This is a genomic window from Mycobacterium sp., assembly GCF_032159765.1.
Classification (GTDB): domain Bacteria; phylum Actinomycetota; class Actinomycetes; order Mycobacteriales; family Mycobacteriaceae; genus Mycobacterium.
Genome location: NZ_JAVHWM010000174.1, coordinates 37,513 through 55,615 on the forward strand (window position 1 = coordinate 37,513; position 18,103 = coordinate 55,615).

Sequence of the window (18,103 nt, forward strand, 5' to 3'; positions counted from 1 at the left end):
TGGCTATAAGCCATTGTTCAATATATTCAAGCCAACTTCTTGAGCGGTGACACCGCCCGTGATGGGGAGATGAGTGGTGGCTTGAAATCCTTGATCAATATAATCAAGCCCATGGATCAGCACCGTGTGGTCGTCCTTGCACTAGACGACGTAATTCCACTTGACTTCGCGCTGCCGGTTCAGGTGTTCTCGCATCTGCCCTATCGGATGCGGGTGTGCGCCCCGACGACCACTGTGCGCACCACCGCCGGATTTACGATCACGCCCAACGTAGGTCTGCGTGCGTTGGCGCGCGCGGACACCATAGTGGTGCCGGGTTACCGCCCGCATGACGTACCTCTGGATCCGTCGGTGCTATCAGCCCTTCGCCGCGCGCACGCCCGCGGCGCGCGGATGATCTCGATCTGCGTGGGCGCCTTCGCTCTTGCTGAAGCCGGCATCCTCGATGGGCGACCTGCCACCACGCACTGGCAATTCGCCGCCCAACTGGCCAACCGGTACCCCGGCGTCGACGTGCGTCCTGACGTCCTCTACGTCGACGACGGCGACGTCCTCACATCGGCGGGTGTCTCCTCGGGGCTCGATCTGTGCCTCCATGTCGTGCGCAAAGACTTGGGAGTGGACGTCGCGCGCCGCGTCGCTCAGGCGCTCGTAGCCGCCCCACATCGCGAAGGAAACCAAGCGCAGTTCATCCCACGCCCCCTCGACGTGACGGGCACCGGACCTATTGCGGCACTCTGCACCCTGATCAAGGACAACCCGCGAGATGAATTCACGCTCGAAGGCATGGCAGCGCGATGCTCGATGTCAGCGCGTACGTTCACGCGCCGGTTCCGCCATGCCACCGGGGCTACTCCGCTGCAGTGGGTGCTCTCCCAGCGGATGGATAACGCTCGGCGAATGCTGGAGACTACGGATCTGTCTGTCGACGAAGTCGCGGAGCGATGCGGTTTCGGCACGACGTTGAACCTGCGGACCCACTTCCGGCGCCGGCTCGACACCACACCGACGGCTTATCGGCGCAGCTTTCGCGCGGGCGTCGCGTAAGCATTTGATCGCAACGAAACGGGGCCTCTATCCTCGAGATGCGCCAAAGCTGTTGAACTACAGCCGATATCGCTGACTATTGTTGCTCTCGGCCTACCTCGCATGCCGCACGAATCGGCCGCTCTAGTGAGCGCAACTGCGCGCTGTCAGTCGAGGGGCTTGCTGGGCACATTTTGGGCACATTTGGTGTCCACAGAGGTCAATTCTGGTGAATTTCACCAAAATGTTGTTTCGCAGCTCAGCGCCGGTCCGGCTCAGGGACCTGCACCCCGAAACGGGTTCGATTCCCGGCAGCTCCACCAGAGAAAGGCCGCAGAGTTGCGGCCCTTTTTCTTCGGTTCAACGGGCGAGATCGACGGTCAGCGGTTCGGCAAGTTCAGTCGGGACGGATCGACCACGTAGCACAGCCGAGCCTCGGAACACCCAGTGCTGTTGCTCGGTTGGCGTAGCAGATCTAATCGCACTGCCGGAGGCCAGGATCCGCGAATCCCATTGCTTCGCGTGGCCCGCCCGAGCGAGCTGCCTCATTCACCGCATCACCAATCACGGTGTATTCGTAGCGGTGCTCTGCGCCGATGTTGCCGGCGAAGACGGAACCAGCCGAGACTCCGATGGCGAAGTCGAGCTGAGGCGGCCTCCTCAAACTTTGCGTTGACACACGAGCCGTCGCCAGCGCGGCTTACGCTGGCTCATCGATGGCAAGCGGCGCGCCGAAGACTGCCAGGGCAGCATCACCTTCGACTTTGTTTCTCAGCCCATCGCGGTCGTCGACTGCAGCGACCACCCAATCGGAAGAACTCATTCAGTAGTTCGGCTACCGCCTGCGGCGGTCGCGAACTAGCCAACGACGTCGAGTCGACCAAGTCCACGTAGAGCACTCCGACCTCGCGGACATCGCCACTGAGTGACGTTCCGTGTTCGATTGCGCGTCGGGCCACATCGGTTCCGACATGCCGCCCGAGCAGATCTCGGGGCGCACACTGCGCACCAGGAATGCCCGGATAAAGTAGCGCTGATCATCGGCGACTTCCTGGCCGAGGTTGATCGAGGTAATGGGAGAGTGCGCCATGGCGCGACAAAAGGCGGTTGAGCCGAAAACCAACGGTGACGAGCGAGTCGACGCGAACGTACCCAGCTGGCAGCGTGACAGTGTCGATCGATCACTGCGAAACGCGATCGATCGCGCCCGCAAGCGCAGCGATCGGTTCGTTGACGCCGGTATCGAATTGCTGTCCGAACGCGACGAGAGTGACTTCTCCATCCAGGACGTGGTCGACCGCTCAAGTCAATCGCAGCGCACCTTCTACACGTTCTTCGACAGCAAAGACAGCCTGATGCTGGCCGTATACGAGACGATTCTGCGCAAGACCGCGATGCCGATCTTGCAAAAGCAATGCGAGGGCATCGACGATCCGGTGCTGCGGCTTCGGGCGCTCCTGGATGCGTTGTCGGAGATCACCGAGATGCCCGCGCGGCTGGCACGTGGGTTGAGTGTCCTGCACCTTCGACTCGCGGAGATGCGGCCAACCGAACTCGCCAGCGCACTGGAACCCTTGCACAGCTTCATCGTCGAATTGCTCACCGGCATCGCCAAAGCGGGCCGGCTGCGGGAGGACCTACCCCTGCATACACAAGCGGCGCTCCTTCAGGAATTGCTGCTGGCGTCGACCCACTCCAGGGTGTTGAGCGGCGGCAGTCAGACCAGCGTCGACGACCTATGGGCGTTCTGTTCGGCCGCGATACTGCGGCGCGAGGATTGAGCGCCGAGGCAGCATGCCCGAATCAGGTCACGGCGCCTGCGATCTTGAGGGCAATCAAGTCATCAACCACACGTTGACACGATGGGTTTCTCGACGGCGATAGCGTCGAAGACTGCAGGCCGTTCCGGCTGACCTCAAGCCTGAATCTCAGGTGCTGGGAACGGAACTCCCGCGGCGTCGCACCATCGGCTGAGCATCTTCAGCATCGCATCGGGGTTGTAGATGTCCTCTTCCCGCCACCACTGATTGTCTCCCGCATACTGCAACAGCGTCCAGGACTCCACTGAGAACGGTTCTGAGCCGTTTATATGTGGCATCTCGTTGCCGACGGCGAAGACGACCAGACCGGCTTCTTCGTCAAACGTGCGCCAGCGCAACGGATATCGCATCTGCGACCACATCGACATCGCCGGGATCAGCCACGCCTTGATCTCCTCGCGCCCGTGAAACGTGCCCACGAAGTGCTCGACGTAGACCGCATCCACGGTGAACAGTTCGCAATAGGCCTCCCAGTCGCCGCTTTCCTGGGCCGACCGGCTCACCGCCATGAAGTGGTCGTGGGCGGCGGCAAGTTCTTCTCGAGTGAACATTACTGACTCCGTTTCATTTTCGTGTCCTCAGAGCAGTCCGCGTGCACCGTGTGGTGGCAGGTCCAGGTAGGTGAGTACGCCAGGCGCCGCGTCACACACCGCAGGGATGGCATTGGTTACCGGGGTGACCGCGACGATGTAGCCGGCGTGAGTGGTGTCTCCGAAATCTGACGTCAACAACATATCGACCTTGATGTTCGGCTCGCCGTCGATGATGACGCGGTAGACGTCGTCGAGGCCATGCTCGCGGAAGTCTTCACGCCGTAGCTTTGTGATGTGCTCGATCACGATGCGCGGCTGGCCATCGACGATCCCGTTGATCGAGAACGACATTCCGGAAACGGTTCCCTGAGTGATGCGGCCGGAGGCGATGTCGAAATCCTCGTCGGCGTAGATCACCCGGTGGGCCTCCTCGATACCCTCCAACGTCACACCGATTGCGTCGGCGAGCATCGCAATGCTGGGACCCCAGATACTCGATGTCACGCCGGGCGAAAGAATCATCGAGGACGAGGTGTCAGGCTTGCCGAAGCCGTAAAGGTCGAGCTGCGGGTTGTTCCAGGGCCCGTAGTTGTAGATCTCGAACAGCTTGATCGAGCGGACCTGCTGGGCGATAGTCAGCGGCGCCAACGCAAGTCCGAATCCCGCCCATCCGGGATCCCCGCCACTGGTGTAGAACGACGACGCCCCTGCTAGGCAAGCCTCATGCAGACGGTCATAGACGTTGCCGCCCTTTGCCTTCGGATAGACAAGAGCCGGGTCCGATGCGTTGACGACGTTCTTCCCGGCCCGTAGCATGCGGACGCAGTCGTCGACGACCTCGTCGTCTCGACCCATGCTGCTAGCGGCGTACCAGATACAGTCCGCGTCGCCGGTAGTCAGTGCGTCGGCGTCCTGCGTTGCGAGGAGTCCGATCGGCGGCAACCCGCAAAGCTCACCCACGTCGCGGCCCGCCTTCTCCGGTGACGACACCCACGTGCCGATCAGCTCCAGATCAGGGTGCTTGAGGATGGTTTGCACGGCGAGCGCTCCGAGATTACCCGTACCCCATTGGACGACTTTGTATGTCACGTTCGTTCTCCGATCGGATCAGCAGGACCCATCGGCGGTCAACATGCGTACGAGACCTTGGCGGTCGATCTTGCCGGTGGGCAGCATGGGCAGGTCGTTCTCCGCGATCAGCCGAATGACCTTGGGCACCTTGAACGTCGACAGGTTGCGGCGAGCGTGGGCGACGATGACCTCGACCGACAACTGCGCCCCACTGGCGGGCACGACAGCAGCCCCGACTACCTCTCCGCGGACGGGGTCCGGCAGGGCGACCGCGAAGCTGTGCAGGACCTCAGGCATCGAAGCCAACACCGACTCGACCTCCGCGGGTGACACGTTGGATCCCGCCGTCTTGATGAGAGTGCTTGCGCGGCCGGTGAAGTGCAGGTGGCCGGCGTCGTCGAACCATCCCCGGTCCCCAGTGGCATACCAGCCGTCGGGGCCGAACACCTCGTGGCGTTCCTGTTTGTAGATGCCGTTCATCAGGATCTGACCACGCACCTGGATTTCGCCCTCGTGACCCGCGGTGGCCTCGGCGCCCGTTGCCGGGTCGACGATCCGGTGCGACACCACACCAGGTAGCGGAATTCCGAAGGAGCCGCGTCGTTCCGGTGACAGCGGGGTGTCGGGCACCTCGGCCATCGTGTGCGGGCCGCCGGTCTCGGTCATGCCCAGCATGTTGGACATCAGGTCGGGCTCGCGTGGTCGCCGATCGGGTGGCAGCGCCTCAAGCATGGTGCCGCCTCGCACGCTGGAGAGGTCACGTTTAGCGAAGTCGGGATGGTCGGCCATCGCCCGGCTGGCCTGCAGCCAGCACGAGATGTACGTCGCTCGTTCCCGCTCCAACAGGCCTAACGTGCTGCCCGGCTCGAATACATCCTGCGCGAGGATCGCCGCGCCGGTCGAGAGTGCTTGCAGCACAACCATCGTCAAGCCGCCTACCCAGAAGAACGGCATCGGGGAGTAGACGCGGTCGGTCGAGGTGACACCGCGATGGTGCGCCAGAATGTAGGCGTGCCGCACCAGGCTGCCATGAGTGTGCACAACGGACTTCGGCAGCGCCGTCGTCCCCGACGTGGTGACCATGACGAGGTCATCGGCGGGCCCTACCTCGGCTTCGGCCGAAGCTGTCAGCGATGCAACAGATTCCGCTCGCCGCGGCCACGGTGATGCCCAGGAGTGGTCACAGTCGGGCCAGACGTGGACACGCCGCAGAAAGGGCGCTGCCGGCTCGGCGATCGCGGCGCCCCCATCTGTCAAGCCGGGCAGCGCTTCCTGCACCCGCTCGACGAGGTCGCGGCCGGCGATCGACTGGCCCATGAGCACCACCTGGACATCGGTGTGCCGCAACAACCGCGCGAGTTCAGCGCCGGGGGCGAACGTTGACAAGGGAACAGTGAGCGCGCCGATTCGTGCCGCTGCCAGCCAGGAGATCAGCCACTGGGCGCAGTTAGGAAACAGGATGCCAACCCTGGTTCCCTTGCCGACACCACCGGCCAGCAAGGCGTCTGCCAATTCCAGCGACGCGGTATCGGCCTCGGCAAAGGTCAGCCGCTCGTCGTCGGTGATGAGGAACGCGCCGTCGGGCGCGTCACGCCTGAGGGCGAGAAGCTCGGGGATGCTGGCCGGCATGGCGCTGGGCGTCGAATCGCCGGCCACCGCATGGGCCCCGGCCATCAGCCGACGTGGACGGGGATGTGGGAGTAGCCAGCGACGTTGGACATGGTGACCCGGCGCAGACCGTCGGTGTCGACGTCGAATCGGGGCCAGCGCTCGCGCAGCTGGTGGAAGGCGACGCGGCTCTCGAGTCGCGCGAGCCAGGAGCCCAGGCAGCTGTGTGCGCCGTACCCGAACGCCAACGTGGTGGCCCCGCCTCGGCGGATGTCGAACGCGTCGGGCCGCTCGTAGGCACGCGGGTCGCGGGTAGCGGCGCCGGTGACCAACAACGTCGGAGAGCCCTCGGGAATGGTCCCGCCGTCCAACGTGACGTCACGGGTGGTGAATCGGCCCTGATACTGCGACGGCGGGTTGAGTCGCAGCATCTCCTCGATCGCTCCCGGGATCAGGTCGGCGTCTTGGAGCACCAGCTCCCACTGGTCGGGATTGTTGTGAAAGGCCATGACGCCGTTGCCCATCAGCTTGGTGACCGTTTCACTGCCGGCCGAGGCAAGCAGCACCGAGAACGTGGCGATGTCCTCGTCGGTGAGCCGGTGCGTGACCCCGGACTCATCCTCAACGGTCGTGGTCACCAGCCGGCTGATGATCAGGTCGTCGGGTTTGCGCCTCTTTTCGCGCGCCAAGTCCAGGAAATATTCGCCCATCGCCGCCGAATCCGCCACCCCGCTCTCGGTGGCGAACGGATTGTTCTCCTCGCGGTGCAGGAACCCGTCGGTCCACAGCCGGATCTGCTGGCGTTCCCCGTCCGGCACGCCCAGCATCGAGGAGATGATCTCGACCGGGAACAGCGCCGCGAAGTCGGCAACGAGGTCGAAGTGATCCTCGCCCGCCAGCGCCTGCACATGCGACGTGACGATGTCGGTCACCAATGGCTCGAGGTTTGCGATCGCTGCCTTAGTGAACACCTGGCGCACCAGCTTGCGCAGCCGCTCGTGCTCTGGCGGATCCATCAGGATCAACATCTTGAGTTCGTCGAACCTGTGGCGCATCGACAAAGCGTCCAGGGTAACACCGTAAGCGCTGCTAAAACTCTCCCAGTCCCGGTGCGCGGCAACGACATCCGCGTTGCGGGTGAGGGCGTAGAAATCCCACCTCTCGCTGTAGTACACCGGTGCCTCGTCACGCATCCAGCGATAGGTGTCATACGGGTCGTCGAAGAAACTGTCGGAGTATGGGTTGAACTCCATAGGGGAGGCGTCGTCGCGCGGTTTGGTTGCAGATGCCGCATCCTGATCGGTCGACATATCAGGCGCCCACCTGCATCAGGTTCGACAAATTGCTGCCCATCACCATCGCGATCTCGTCGTCGCCCAGTTCGGGGTGGCGATCGGCGTAGCTGAGCGGAACGGCGAGGCCTTCGGGATGTGGGTAGTCCGAGCCGAAGAGGATGTGGTCGATTGGGACCAGTTTGGCGAGCTCGGCCACGTTCTCCTCCCAGAACGGATTGAAGTAGACACAACGCCGGATCGCCTCCACCGGGTCCTCACCGTAGAGCTGCGGCATTTTCTTGTGGGTATCGCTGAGGTTCTGTAAAAGCCTTGGCAGCCAGGTTGTTCCGTTCTCCACCATGGCGATACGCAGTTCTGGGAATCGGGTGAGCAAACCGTGACAGGCCATCGCGGCCACGGCGTCCTCGGCAGGGTTACGGGCCAGGGTGTAGTACGAGCGGAACGGTGTGGACTGGAAGGGTCGGAACTCCCCGGCGCCTTCCCAGTCGCCCGCGTAGCGGGAATACCCACTGTCGGACGCGTGCATGATGACGAGCACGCCGGTCTCGACCACCCGCTTCCAGAACGGGTCGAACTCGGGCAGGGCGAATGACCGCGGGCCGTGGAGTCCGGGGACCGGTGCCGGCCGGATGAGTATGGCGCGCGCACCGCGCTCGACCACCCAGTTCAGCTCGTCGATCGCCTTCTCGACGATGGGCAGGGTGATGATCGGTGTGGTGAAGATGCGGTCCTTATAGGTAAAGGACCAGGTCTCGTCCAGCCACTCGTTGAGGGCGTGGATGATCGTGTGGGTCGCTTCTGGGTGTTCGCGGAACCGTTCCTCCACCAGGCTGGCCAGCGTGGGGTACATCATCGACTTGTCTATGCCCTGCTCGTCCAGCAGCGCCAGTCGGGGCCCGGGTTCACGCATCGCGGGGGTCGACTCGATCGCCTTGCCCAGGATCTCGCGCTGGCTCTTGCCTTCGGGGTTGCCGTTGTGGAAGTAGTCCTCCTGAGCGCCCGGCGCGGCGACCTTGTCGAAGGTCGGGTTGGGAATGTAGTCGCTGATCTGTCCCAGCGTGGCGATCTTGGTGCGTCCGTCGACTTCGACGTACCGGATCGCGCCCTTGTACTCCGGCGGCAGGTACTTCGTCAATGCGTCGCGGGTCTCGTACATGTGGTTGTCGCCGTCGAAGACCGTGAATCCCAACTTCTGTGTCATCGAACTCCTCCTTGTGCTGGCCTCGTCGACACCTCGAGCGGTGATTGCGTAGGTTGCCACTCCGCGCCAGAGTAGGTCGTGTGCTCGTTTACTCTAACATCGGGTGCGTACGAAGAGAATATGCCTTTACTCTAGTGAGGTGTATCTCCGCTGATATGGGTAATGTAACTCTCTGCGCTGCTCGCCCGTCGTCCTCGAGCCGTCGCGTGTAGGTGCCCAACTCACGAGGAGGAGCCCGGTGGATCTGCGCCTGAGCGAGGAGCAACGCGCCGTCCGAGACACGTTTGCGGCCCTGTTCCGCAAGGAATCCACGCCCCAGCGGGTCCGGATCGCCGAGGTCTCGGGTTTCGACGAGCCGTTGTGGCGCGGTTACGCCGACATCGGCGCGGTGGGGATCGGTGTTCCAGCAGATTGCGGGGGCGCCGATGGCGGCTTGCTGGAGCTTGCGCTGGTAGCGGAGGAAGCGGGCCGCCGCCTCGCTCCGATACCGGTTGCCGAGACCGCGGCGGCGGCCCGGCTGTTGGGCCGGTTGCGGGAAAAGCAGCTGTTGGGACCTATCTTGACGGGATCGAGCATCGTGTCGTTGGCGACGCGGCCCGCACCGGTGGGACAGCAGTGGCTCGTCGACGGGGCGATCGCCGACGGCGTATTGGCGCTGGACGGAGAGTCACTTCTGTACGTGACACGCCCTGATGGATTGCCGAAAATCCCCCGACGCAACCTTGGCGGCCTGGCTGTGGAGCGCTGGGACAGCACCGATTGTGAGCGCACGCCGCTCGCGGAAGGGGATCAGGCCTGGGGACTGTTCGCTGAGGCTCTTGACGAGGTTCGGGTGCTGCGGGCGGCGGCGCTGATCGGGCTGGCCGCCGAGGCGGTGCGCATCGGCTCTGATTACGCGAAGGTGCGTCACGCGTTCGGGCAGCCGATTGCGATGTACCAGGCCGTCGCTCACCCCTTCGCCGACGCTGTCGCGGCGTTGGACGGGGCGCAACTGTTGATCCACAAGGCCTGTTGGGCACTGGATTCGGGGTACACCGACGGGGCGGCGCTGGCGTCGATGGCCTTCGTATTCGCCGCCGAGACCGCGTATCAGGCGAGTCAACACAGCCTTCATGTCCACGGCGGGTATGGCTTCATGGAGGAGTACGACATCCAGCTCTACTACCGACGTGCCAAAGCGTGGGCGGTCGCATTCGCCGATCCGCGGGGCGAACTGCTCACCCTCGCCGACAGGCGCTTCGGCCCGGTGAGCACAGGAGGCCGCTGAAACATGGACTTCACTGAACCCGAGAACTGGGCCCGAATCCGCAGCGACGCAGAAGAGTTCGTCGCACAGTACGTCACCCGCAAGGTGATCGAAAACGAGCGACGCACCGGAGACGGCGCCGACCGGGAGCTGACGCGAAAATTGGGGGAGCGCGGATGGATCGCCCCGGCCTGGCCGGTGGACGAGGGCGGGGCCGGACTCGATCAATTCGAGACCGCTGTGCTGCTGGATACGCTGCGCCGGGGAGGCGTTCCCACGATCGGGCCCGGGACGACGATGCTGCCGGCCAACGCGATCAGGGCCGCGGGCTCCTCAGAGCTCAAGGCCAGAATTCTGCCGGGCGTTGCGGCCGGCGAGATTCTGATCTGCCTGGGCTACACCGAACCCGCGGGCGGATCTGATGTCTTCGCCTGCGCGACCCGCTCCGAGCGAGACGGTGACGAGTGGATCGTCAACGGGCAGAAGATCTTCACCACCTTCGCGCATCTGGCTGACTACTGCTTTCTGCTGACCCGCTCAGAACCGGGCTCCGCCGGTACCCGGGGCCTGACGATGCTGCTGGTACCGCTGGATTCACCGGGCATCGAAATCCGGCCCGTGCACACGATTGGCTATGAACGCACCAATATTGTGTTCTACAACGACGTGCGGGTCGCCGACGCCAACACGGTCGGCGAAGCGCACCAGGGGTTTTCGGTGATGCTGGCCGCGTTGGAGGCCGAGCAAAACGTCGCGCCCGCCTCGCGGACGGGATTGGTCGCCGCCGATGCACTCGAATTCGCCCGCACTCACTCCGGACCTGACGGCACCGCGCTCATCAGCGATCCACTGGTGCGGGAACGACTGGCACATATGACGATGGAAGCCGAGGTAGCCGACCTGCTCGCTTTGCGGGTGGCGTTCCTGGACGCCGAAGGCGACAAACCGGGCCCGGTGTCGGCGCTGTTCGGGCCGGAAAGCTATGTGCGGGCGTCGGCCGTAGCCGCCGACATCGCCGGAACCGCGGGCATGCTGGATTGGACTGATCCAGACGCTCCCGTTGACGGCGCGCTCAATGCCCATTACCGCAGCGCAGTTGCGACGACAATTTACGGCGGTTCCAGCGAAGTGCTGCGCAGCCTGATCGTCGAGAACAGGTTAGGGCTACCCCGCAGCCGTCCACGCCGCTGATCGCAGCCGGCACGACCTTGGTCATACAAAATCGCTGCCACCGTCGACGTTGAGGTGCGCACCGGTCATATAACCGTTGGCACGCGACGCGCAGAATGTGATCACAGCGGCGACTTCGTGGGGCAGGCCCATTCGGCCTAGATCCACCGACATGTGATGGGCGCGCTGCAGCAACCTAAATGCCGCGACCGCGTCGTCCATCTCGATTTCGGCCGCGGCCAGCATCGGTCGCGCCCAATCGGTGAGGATCGGGCCCGGGGCGACGGCGTTGACCAGGATGCCCTCGGCCGCTAGGTTGCGGGCGAGGTTCTTCGTGACGCCGAACAGCGCGCTTTTCGCCGCGGTATAGCTGATCAATCCGGTCGACTGGCGCTGCACCGACATCGCCGTCACATTGACGATCCGCGCCCAGTCCGCGGCGCGCAGCAGCGGCAAGGCCGCTCGCACGCAGCGCACCGCCGAGAGCACTCCCTGGTCGAACGCGTCGAACCATCCTGCGTCGTCGAGCTCCTCGAAGCGTCCCGCCCCGCCCGGCCCTACAGCATTGACCAGTACGTTGAGTGTGCCCCAATGCATCTGGACTTCCTCGAAGACGGCGTCGACATCGGAGATCGAGGCCAAGTCGGCCGGCAACTGCAGCACCTCCGGGCTACCAGCAGCCTGCAGCGCATCCGCGGCATCCCGCAACCGACCCTCGTCTCGGCCCACCAGGCCGACCCGACAACCCTCACCAGCCAGACACACCGCCGTAGCAAGTCCGATGCCACGAGTACCCCCCGCGATCACCGCGGTCGCACCGGCGAACCCAAGATCCACGACGGGCGCCTACTACTTCGGGCCGAAACGCTGGCCGGCGTCGAGGCGAATCGCACCGCCGTTGAGCATTTGGTTCTCGGCGATGGCCACGGCGAGGGCGGCGTACTCGTCGGGTCGCCCCATCCGTCGAGGGAAGGCAGCTTCGCGAGTGAGGGCAGCGGCCATGTCGTCGGGAATTCGCGACGTGATGCCAGTCGCGAACAGGCTCGGCGCTATCGAGGTGACCCGGATACCTAGGCTGCCGAGATCGCGCGCCATCGTCAGCGACATCCCGGCGATCCCGGCCTTGGCGGCGGTGTACGCGACCTGGCCGATCTGGCCCTCGAACGCCGCGATCGAGGAAGTGTTGACGATGACTCCGCGCTCGCCGTCAACGGGTTCGTTGCGGCTCATGTGCCACGCCTGCCAGCGGTTCAGATTGAATGTGCCGATCAGGTTGAGGTCAATCACCGACCGGAAGGCTTCCAGCGAGTGCGGACCGGTCTTTGCCAGCGTGCGCTGCGACGTACCACCCCCGGCGGTGTTGACCGCAATGTGCAGGGCACCCAAGTCCTCGACGGCGGCCTGCAGCGCCTGCTCAGCACCGTCAGTGTCCATCACATCGCACGGATGAAACGACGTGTCGCCGCCCAGTTCCCCGGCGACGGTGGCCCCGTCGGAGTCCGGCAGGTCCAGGACTGCAACGCGGGCACCGAGTTCGACCAGCCGCTGTGCGGTTGCCCGCCCCATCCCCGAGGCACCACCGACAACCACGGCCTTGCTGTCCTTGATCTTCACGCGAAACCGTCACCCCTATCCATTGATGGGCCCACTATCCACTTGATGACAGCGGACTGTACATGTAAGTAGATTTAACCTCTACCACATGAGCCCATATGGACTGCGAAATCCGAAGGCTGCCCACTCACGGAGGTGTCATGACCAGAGTCGGTCCCGGCGAGCCGGTCAAGCGACCCGCTCCCCAGCCCACGATCAGCAGCGAACCGTTCTGGGCCAGCGGCGCCGATGGTCGGCTCCGGATCGCCCGATGCTCTAGCTGTAAGCGTTACCACCACCCGCCGCAGCCGATCTGTCCCGAGTGCCGCGGCGCCGACGTCACGATGGCGCCGGTGTCGGGGCGGGCGACGGTTGCCGGGTTCACCGTCAACCATCAGCAGTGGCTGCCCAAGTTTCCGCCGCCCTACGTCGTCGCGGTGGTAGCTCTGGAGGAGGACGCGTCGGTCCGTCTGACGACGAACATCGTCGGCTGCGATCCCGATGACGTCGCGATCGGGATGCAGGTGCGAGTCCTGTTCGAGCAGCACGACGACGTTTGGATTCCACTGTTCGAACCCCACCCGCAAGACACCGGGCCGGGGCCGGTTCCCGAGCCACGCGACCTCACGTCAGCGCTGCGGCCGATGGCATCGGTCTCCAAATTCGAGGACAAGGTGGCACTGACCGGCGTGGGCGCATCGACGATCGGCCGGCGTCTGATGGTGGATCCGCTATCCCTCACGGTCACAGCGTGCCTACGCGCCGTAGAGGACGCCGGCTTGTCCCTCGACGACATCGACGGCCTGGCCACCTATCCCGGCGGTCACGTCGGGGGCATGGCCGAAGGTGGGGTGACCGCCGTGGAAGAGGCGCTGCGTATCCAGCCCACCTGGATCAGTGGCGGCGCCGAAACTCCGGGGCCCTCCGGAAGCATCGTGTCCGCAATGCTCGCGGTCGCCTCCGGGCTGTGCCGCCACGTGCTGTGCTTTCGCACCGTGTGGGAGGCGACCCACACCGAACTCGTGCGGAGCGGAAAGATCCGCACCGGCGGCGGACGGCCCTCAGGCATGTTCGAATGGCGGTCACCCTTCGGGGCGATGTCGGCCGCCAACTGGATCGGCATAAACGCCTCGCACTACTTCTGGCGCTACGGCGGCGACCGGGCATCGACACTGGCCCCCATCGCACTCACCGCACGGGCCAACGCAGCGCGCAATCCCGCGGCGATCTACCGCGACGCCTTGACCATCGATGACTACCTCGACGCGCGGATGATCAGCTCACCGTTCGGCCTCTACGACTGCGACGTGCCCTGCGACGGCGCCATCGCCGTCGTCGTGTCCTCGGTCGACACCGCAGCCGACCGACCCAAGCCGCCGGTGCTCGTCGAAGCGGTGGGCACCCAAGTGCTCGACCGGATCTCCTGGGACCAGGACACGCTGACCCACGAACCGCAGGTGTTCGGTCCGGCCACGCATCTATGGACCCGGACCAGCCTGCGGCCCAACGACGTTGACGTCGCCGAGCTCTATGACGGGTTCACCTTCAACGCGGTCTCGTGGCTGGAGGCGCTGGGCTTCTGCGGCATCGGGGAGGCGGCCGACTTCCTGGATGGCGGAGCGACAATTGCGCTGGACGGCAAGCTGCCGCTGAACACACATGGCGGTCAGTTGTCCGCCGGACGAACCCATGGCTTCGGCTTCGTTGCCGAGGCCATGCGACAACTGCGCGGGGAGGCCACCGGCCGCCAGGTGACAGACGCCCGGGTCGCGGTCGTGACCACCGGCGGGGGCACACCCGGGGGAGCTCTACTACTGCGACGAGGGGACTAGGAACGGGGAGTGGACGCGGGTCAGACGAATTGCCGGGTGAGCCAGTCTGTGCTGTCGCGTGCGGCACATTTGGCGACCGCGCAGTCGTCGAACATGTCGAAGCCGTGGACGGCGCCGGCGTAGACGTGGAGCTCGGTCGAGACCTCTGCCCGGCACAGGCGCGCGGCATAGTCGATCGCCTCATCGCGAAGGCAGTCAACGGTACCCACGCTGATGAAGGTCGGCGGCAGGCCGGCAAGCTCCGAGGCCCGGGCCGGCGCCGCATCCGACCGCACATCGTCGGTGCCGCAGCGGTCACCCAGATAGCTCCGCCAGCCGAATGCGTTGGATTCGCGGCTCCACACAGGCAGTCCGTCGATTCGCCCCGACGGCGTATCCATCCGGTCGTCGAGCATGGGGTATTCCAGATATTGAAAGGCCACTGAGTGCTCTCGGCTACCGCGCCAACGCAATGCGAGAGCAGCGGCCAGCGCCCCGCCGGCGCTGCGTCCGCCGACACCGATCTGGTCGCGGTCGATGCGTAGCTCGGCCGCGTGATCAAACACGTAGCGCAACCCCGCATCGCAATCGTCAAGGGGCACAGGATAAGGCGCCTCCGGCGCCAGTCGGTAGTCGACGCTGACGCATGCGCACCACACCGAGCGGCACCATTCATTGAGGCGTGCGTCGTCCATGTGGCGGTTGCCTATCACCATGCCGCCACCGTGCATCCAGTACAAGAGGGGCAGGTCGCCAACGGCATCGCGGGGACGAAGCAGGGTCATTTCCACACCGCAGTTCGGTGCGGTCGTGAGCTCGATGCGCTCGATGTCCGGAGCCGGCACCGGTGGGAACACCGCGTTCTCCCGCATCATCGGCACGGTGTCGGCTGAGAATACGAAATCTGGCAGCTCTCGGATCGCTGCCCGGATTTCAGGGTCGAGTTGTTCCGGACGCAGTGTGGGCATCAATCGACGCCGAGCATGTGCTTGCCGGCGCCGATCAGACCACCGTCGACGCGGATGTCGCACCCGGAGATGAACGCCGCGGCGTCGGACTCGAGGAAGGCGACCGCCGCGGCGATGTCCTCAGGGCGACCTGGCAGGGGACGCTCGGGTCGTTTGACCGCTGTCACGTCGATCATCAGCGGAATGATGGGCTGACGCTCCAGTTCCATCCTGCCCATGGGCGTGTCAATCAGGCCCGGCGAGATGGCAACTGTGCGTCCACCTTTGGCGCCCCACGGCGTGGCCAGCCGTTCGGCCAGCCGCATCACTCCTCGCTTGGCGAGCACATATGCCGTCGAACTGTCCAGCGGCTGGCCCACCGCCTGTTCGACGGCGGCGAAAAACCCTTCGGCCAGCGGTTCGTCGAGCAGCTTCTCCACGGCGGGCTCCACGTCGCTGTAGCCGGCGATCGAGCCGATCAGAATGGCGGAGCTGCCGGCTACCACCAACGGGAACACAGCGTCGGTGATGCGGACGCTGCCCACCAGATCTACCTCCAGCACCGTGGGCGCCTCGGCCATCTCCGGGGAGACCCCGGCGGTGTGCACGAGGCACCGGAAACGCCCCAAGGCCGCCACCCGCTCGGCCACCGCCGCGGTGTCGGCGGCCGAGGTCACGTCGCATCGCAGCGTCTCAACGCGTGCGCCCTCTGAGGTCAACGTGGACCGGGCAGCTTCGAGCTGCTTCTCGCCGAGGTCCACCAGCAGAAGCAGACCGCGATCGGCCAGTTCGCGCGCACAGGCCAGGCCCATCCCACCGGCGCCGCCGGTGATCACCAGAACGTCGTCAGTTGCCATTGCGTACTCCTATAACCGCTCGATGATCGTCGCGTTCGCCAGGCCGCCACCCTCGCACATCGTCTGCAAGCCGTAACGGCCGCCGGTGGCCTCCAATTGGTTCAAAAGTGTTGCCAGCAGGCGGGTTCCGGAGGATCCGAGCGCGTGGCCCAGGGCGATGGCCCCGCCGCGCGGGTTGAGTTTGGCCGGATCGGCGCCCAGCTCGTGCGCCCAGGCCAGTGGCACACACGCGAACGCCTCGTTGACCTCGTAGGCGTCGATGTCATCCAGGGTCAGGCCGCCGCGGCGCAGCACCTGCTGGGTTGCCGGGATGGGTGCGGTCAGCATGTATAGCGGATCGTCTCCGCTGACCGAGAAGGCGTGGAACCGCGCCCGCGGCCGCAGGCCGCAGGCCAGTGCCGTCCGCTCACTCATGATCAGCGCGGCGGACGCGCCGTCGGTGAGCGGGGAGGAATTCCCCGGTGTGATTCTCCAGTCGATCGCCGGGAAGCGTGCGGCTGCTTCCGCCGAGAAGAACGAGGGCTTCAGCGTGGCAAGGGCCTCGGCTGTGGTGCCTGCACGGATCGTCTCGTCGACGGTGTGCTCGCCGCGGCTGTCGTCCCCGTCGGCGACGGGCATCGCCACGACTTCGGGTGTGAACCAACCGGCGTCCGCCGCGGCCGCCGCACGCTGGTGGGAGATCACCGCGTACGCGTCGAGCGCGTCGCGATCGAGTTTCCACCGTGCCGCGACGAGTTCGGCGGCGACGCCCTGCTTGACCAATCCCTCGGGATAGCGTGCCGCGATGCTCGGGCCGAACGTGTCGGCCCCGGAGGAGGAGGTGCCCATCGCAACGCGGCTCATCGACTCCACGCCGCATGCGATCACAATGTCGTAGGCACCCGCGATCACGCCCTGCGCCGCGAAGTGGACCGCCTGCTGGCTAGAACCGCATTGGCGGTCGACGGTGGTCGCGGGTACCGACTCCGGGAATCCCGCGGCCAGCACGGCGCTACGAGCAATGTTGAAGCTCTGTTCGCCGACCTGTTCGACGCATCCGGCGATGACGTCGTCCACCTGGGCGGCCTCGATGTCGTTGCGCGCGACGAGTTCGGACAACACCTGGCGCAGCAGCTCCACCGGGTGCCAGCCCGCCAGCGCCCCGCCCCTCTTGCCCTTCCCGGCGGCCAGACGGACGACGTCCACGATGACTGCGTCGTTCAATTCGGTACCCCCAGCGCCCTCGGTAGGTCTGCGATCGTACGCAGCATATGCGGACAACGATAGTGCCGTTGTACTCATTAGCACATGATGTTCTACTAAGGATATGAAGGTCACTGTTGATCCGCTACTATGCGAAGCCAACGGCCTGTGCTGCGCCGCGGCTCCTGAAGTCTTCGAGCTGGCCGATGACGACGATGGCGGCGGCGTTCAGATCCTGATGCCGACGCCGCCGGTCGAGCTCCAGGACTCGGTGCACGAGGCGGTCGACGCGTGCCCCAAGCAGGCGCTTCGGATCGTGACGGAGTGAACGGCACGTTGCGTTGCACGCAATTAACGTTCTACTGTTGAGAAACTGATGTATTCAGGAGGATTCCGCAATGCTGCCTGACGACGCAAAGATCATCTCGGTCGACGACCATGTCATCGAGCACCCCCGCGTTTGGCTGGATCGGCTGCCCTCGAAGTATGCGGACGTGGCGCCGCGCATCGTGAAGCTGCCCGACGGCAACGACACCTGGCTCTACGAAGGCAGGCAGTCCGGCAACTTTGCTCTGAACGCCGTGGCCGGCAAGCATCCGCGCGACTTCGGGATGGACCCTCGCAGCTATGACGACATGCTGCCCGGCTGCCACGAAATCGAGGACCGCATCAAGGACATGGACATCGAGGGCACGTGGGCCCAGCTGTGCTTCCCAAACTTTGGCGGCTTCGCCGGCAGCACG

At 64.9% G+C, this 18,103-nt stretch carries 16 protein-coding genes and 2 pseudogenes; 7 read left to right on the forward strand and 11 right to left on the reverse strand.

What is annotated here, in order from left to right; translation table 11 throughout:
- Window positions 1-111 precede the first annotated feature (111 nt).
- Window positions 112-1,047, forward strand: a complete 936-nt coding sequence (locus QOH60_RS21460; protein WP_526423885.1) for a GlxA family transcriptional regulator — start codon at window positions 112-114, stop codon at window positions 1,045-1,047.
- 339 nt (window positions 1,048-1,386) lie between these two features.
- Here the strand turns inward: QOH60_RS21460 and QOH60_RS21465 are convergent.
- A pseudogene (locus tag QOH60_RS21465) lies at window positions 1,387-2,018 on the reverse strand (adenylate/guanylate cyclase domain-containing protein); the annotation flags it as partial.
- 96 nt (window positions 2,019-2,114) lie between these two features.
- Between QOH60_RS21465 and QOH60_RS21470 the strand changes: the two are divergent.
- Window positions 2,115-2,807, forward strand: coding sequence for a TetR/AcrR family transcriptional regulator (locus QOH60_RS21470; RefSeq protein WP_526423886.1), 693 nt, complete (start codon window positions 2,115-2,117; stop codon window positions 2,805-2,807).
- A gap of 134 nt (window positions 2,808-2,941) precedes the next feature.
- Here QOH60_RS21470 and QOH60_RS21475 read toward each other — a convergent pair whose 3' ends face one another.
- The 5 genes from QOH60_RS21475 to QOH60_RS21495 are packed head-to-tail and all read right to left on the reverse strand — an operon-like array spanning window position 2,942 to window position 8,554.
- Complete coding sequence (locus tag QOH60_RS21475; RefSeq protein WP_526423887.1) at window positions 2,942-3,397, reverse strand: nuclear transport factor 2 family protein; 456 nt, start codon at window positions 3,395-3,397, stop codon at window positions 2,942-2,944.
- 27 nt (window positions 3,398-3,424) lie between these two features.
- Window positions 3,425-4,468: an NAD(P)H-dependent amine dehydrogenase family protein gene (locus tag QOH60_RS21480; protein ID WP_526423888.1), complete on the reverse strand. Its 1,044-nt coding sequence runs from the start codon at window positions 4,466-4,468 to the stop codon at window positions 3,425-3,427.
- 18 nt (window positions 4,469-4,486) lie between these two features.
- Window positions 4,487-6,124 carry a class I adenylate-forming enzyme family protein gene (locus QOH60_RS21485; protein WP_526423889.1) on the reverse strand — a complete coding sequence of 546 codons (1,638 nt, stop codon included), beginning with the start codon at window positions 6,122-6,124 and terminating at the stop codon, window positions 4,487-4,489.
- On the reverse strand, window positions 6,124-7,368 hold the full coding sequence (locus QOH60_RS21490; protein ID WP_526423890.1) for a cytochrome P450: 1,245 nt from the start codon (window positions 7,366-7,368) through the stop codon (window positions 6,124-6,126). Before QOH60_RS21490 ends, QOH60_RS21485 begins: the two co-directional genes overlap by 1 nt.
- Before the next feature lies 1 nt (window position 7,369).
- Window positions 7,370-8,554 carry an amidohydrolase family protein gene (locus QOH60_RS21495; RefSeq protein ID WP_526423891.1) on the reverse strand — a complete coding sequence of 395 codons (1,185 nt, stop codon included), beginning with the start codon at window positions 8,552-8,554 and terminating at the stop codon, window positions 7,370-7,372.
- A 238-nt stretch (window positions 8,555-8,792) separates the two neighbouring features.
- Here QOH60_RS21495 and QOH60_RS21500 point away from each other — a divergent pair, with 238 nt between their 5' ends.
- Window positions 8,793-9,821, forward strand: a complete 1,029-nt coding sequence (locus QOH60_RS21500) for an acyl-CoA dehydrogenase family protein (RefSeq protein ID WP_526423892.1) — start codon at window positions 8,793-8,795, stop codon at window positions 9,819-9,821.
- A gap of 3 nt (window positions 9,822-9,824) precedes the next feature.
- On the forward strand, window positions 9,825-10,991 hold the full coding sequence (locus tag QOH60_RS21505; RefSeq protein ID WP_526423893.1) for an acyl-CoA dehydrogenase family protein: 1,167 nt from the start codon (window positions 9,825-9,827) through the stop codon (window positions 10,989-10,991).
- A 21-nt stretch (window positions 10,992-11,012) separates the two neighbouring features.
- On the opposite strand, the gene QOH60_RS21510 is transcribed toward QOH60_RS21505, so the two are convergent.
- Both QOH60_RS21510 and QOH60_RS21515 read right to left on the reverse strand, forming a co-directional pair.
- Window positions 11,013-11,807 carry an SDR family NAD(P)-dependent oxidoreductase gene (locus QOH60_RS21510; RefSeq protein WP_526423894.1) on the reverse strand — a complete coding sequence of 265 codons (795 nt, stop codon included), beginning with the start codon at window positions 11,805-11,807 and terminating at the stop codon, window positions 11,013-11,015.
- A 12-nt stretch (window positions 11,808-11,819) separates the two neighbouring features.
- Window positions 11,820-12,584, reverse strand: coding sequence for an SDR family NAD(P)-dependent oxidoreductase (locus QOH60_RS21515; protein ID WP_526423895.1), 765 nt, complete (start codon window positions 12,582-12,584; stop codon window positions 11,820-11,822).
- A gap of 140 nt (window positions 12,585-12,724) precedes the next feature.
- On the opposite strand from QOH60_RS21515, the gene QOH60_RS21520 reads away from it, so the two are divergent.
- Window positions 12,725-14,395, forward strand: a complete 1,671-nt coding sequence (locus QOH60_RS21520; protein WP_526423896.1) for a thiolase C-terminal domain-containing protein — start codon at window positions 12,725-12,727, stop codon at window positions 14,393-14,395.
- 20 nt (window positions 14,396-14,415) lie between these two features.
- Here QOH60_RS21520 and QOH60_RS21525 read toward each other — a convergent pair whose 3' ends face one another.
- The 3 genes from QOH60_RS21525 to QOH60_RS21535 are packed head-to-tail and all read right to left on the reverse strand — an operon-like array spanning window position 14,416 to window position 17,381.
- Window positions 14,416-15,342 carry an alpha/beta hydrolase gene (locus QOH60_RS21525; protein WP_526423897.1) on the reverse strand — a complete coding sequence of 309 codons (927 nt, stop codon included), beginning with the start codon at window positions 15,340-15,342 and terminating at the stop codon, window positions 14,416-14,418.
- The gene (locus QOH60_RS21530) at window positions 15,342-16,178 is read right to left on the reverse strand and encodes an SDR family NAD(P)-dependent oxidoreductase (RefSeq protein WP_526423898.1); all 837 of its coding nucleotides are present in this window, start codon (window positions 16,176-16,178) and stop codon (window positions 15,342-15,344) included. Before QOH60_RS21530 ends, QOH60_RS21525 begins: the two co-directional genes overlap by 1 nt.
- Before the next feature lie 9 nt (window positions 16,179-16,187).
- Window positions 16,188-17,381, reverse strand: a complete 1,194-nt coding sequence (locus QOH60_RS21535) for a thiolase family protein (protein WP_526423899.1) — start codon at window positions 17,379-17,381, stop codon at window positions 16,188-16,190.
- Between the two features lie 103 nt (window positions 17,382-17,484).
- On the opposite strand from QOH60_RS21535, the gene QOH60_RS21540 reads away from it, so the two are divergent.
- Together QOH60_RS21540 and QOH60_RS21545 are read left to right on the forward strand one after the other, a co-directional pair.
- Window positions 17,485-17,688 (forward strand): ferredoxin, encoded by a 204-nt coding sequence (locus QOH60_RS21540; RefSeq protein ID WP_526423900.1) that lies wholly within the window; start codon window positions 17,485-17,487, stop codon window positions 17,686-17,688.
- Window positions 17,689-17,758: 70 nt separating this feature from the next.
- Window positions 17,759-18,103 (forward strand): annotated as a pseudogene (locus QOH60_RS21545) (amidohydrolase family protein); the annotation flags it as partial.

What these genes read in the sequence shown, in the direction of transcription:
- QOH60_RS21505 (WP_526423893.1), top strand. Translation starts at nt 9,825, where the DNA reads ATGGACTTCACTGAACCCGAGAACTGGGCCCGAATCCGCAGCGACGCA.
- QOH60_RS21485 (WP_526423889.1), bottom strand. Translation starts at nt 6,124, where the DNA reads ATGGCCGGGGCCCATGCGGTGGCCGGCGATTCGACGCCCAGCGCCATG.
- QOH60_RS21540 (WP_526423900.1), top strand. Translation starts at nt 17,485, where the DNA reads ATGAAGGTCACTGTTGATCCGCTACTATGCGAAGCCAACGGCCTGTGC.
- QOH60_RS21530 (WP_526423898.1), bottom strand. Translation starts at nt 16,178, where the DNA reads ATGGCAACTGACGACGTTCTGGTGATCACCGGCGGCGCCGGTGGGATG.
- QOH60_RS21520 (WP_526423896.1), top strand. Translation starts at nt 12,725, where the DNA reads ATGACCAGAGTCGGTCCCGGCGAGCCGGTCAAGCGACCCGCTCCCCAG.
- QOH60_RS21470 (WP_526423886.1), top strand. Translation starts at nt 2,115, where the DNA reads ATGGCGCGACAAAAGGCGGTTGAGCCGAAAACCAACGGTGACGAGCGA.
- QOH60_RS21460 (WP_526423885.1), top strand. Translation starts at nt 112, where the DNA reads ATGGATCAGCACCGTGTGGTCGTCCTTGCACTAGACGACGTAATTCCA.
- QOH60_RS21495 (WP_526423891.1), bottom strand. Translation starts at nt 8,554, where the DNA reads ATGACACAGAAGTTGGGATTCACGGTCTTCGACGGCGACAACCACATG.
- QOH60_RS21475 (WP_526423887.1), bottom strand. Translation starts at nt 3,397, where the DNA reads ATGTTCACTCGAGAAGAACTTGCCGCCGCCCACGACCACTTCATGGCG.
- QOH60_RS21490 (WP_526423890.1), bottom strand. Translation starts at nt 7,368, where the DNA reads ATGTCGACCGATCAGGATGCGGCATCTGCAACCAAACCGCGCGACGAC.
- QOH60_RS21525 (WP_526423897.1), bottom strand. Translation starts at nt 15,342, where the DNA reads ATGCCCACACTGCGTCCGGAACAACTCGACCCTGAAATCCGGGCAGCG.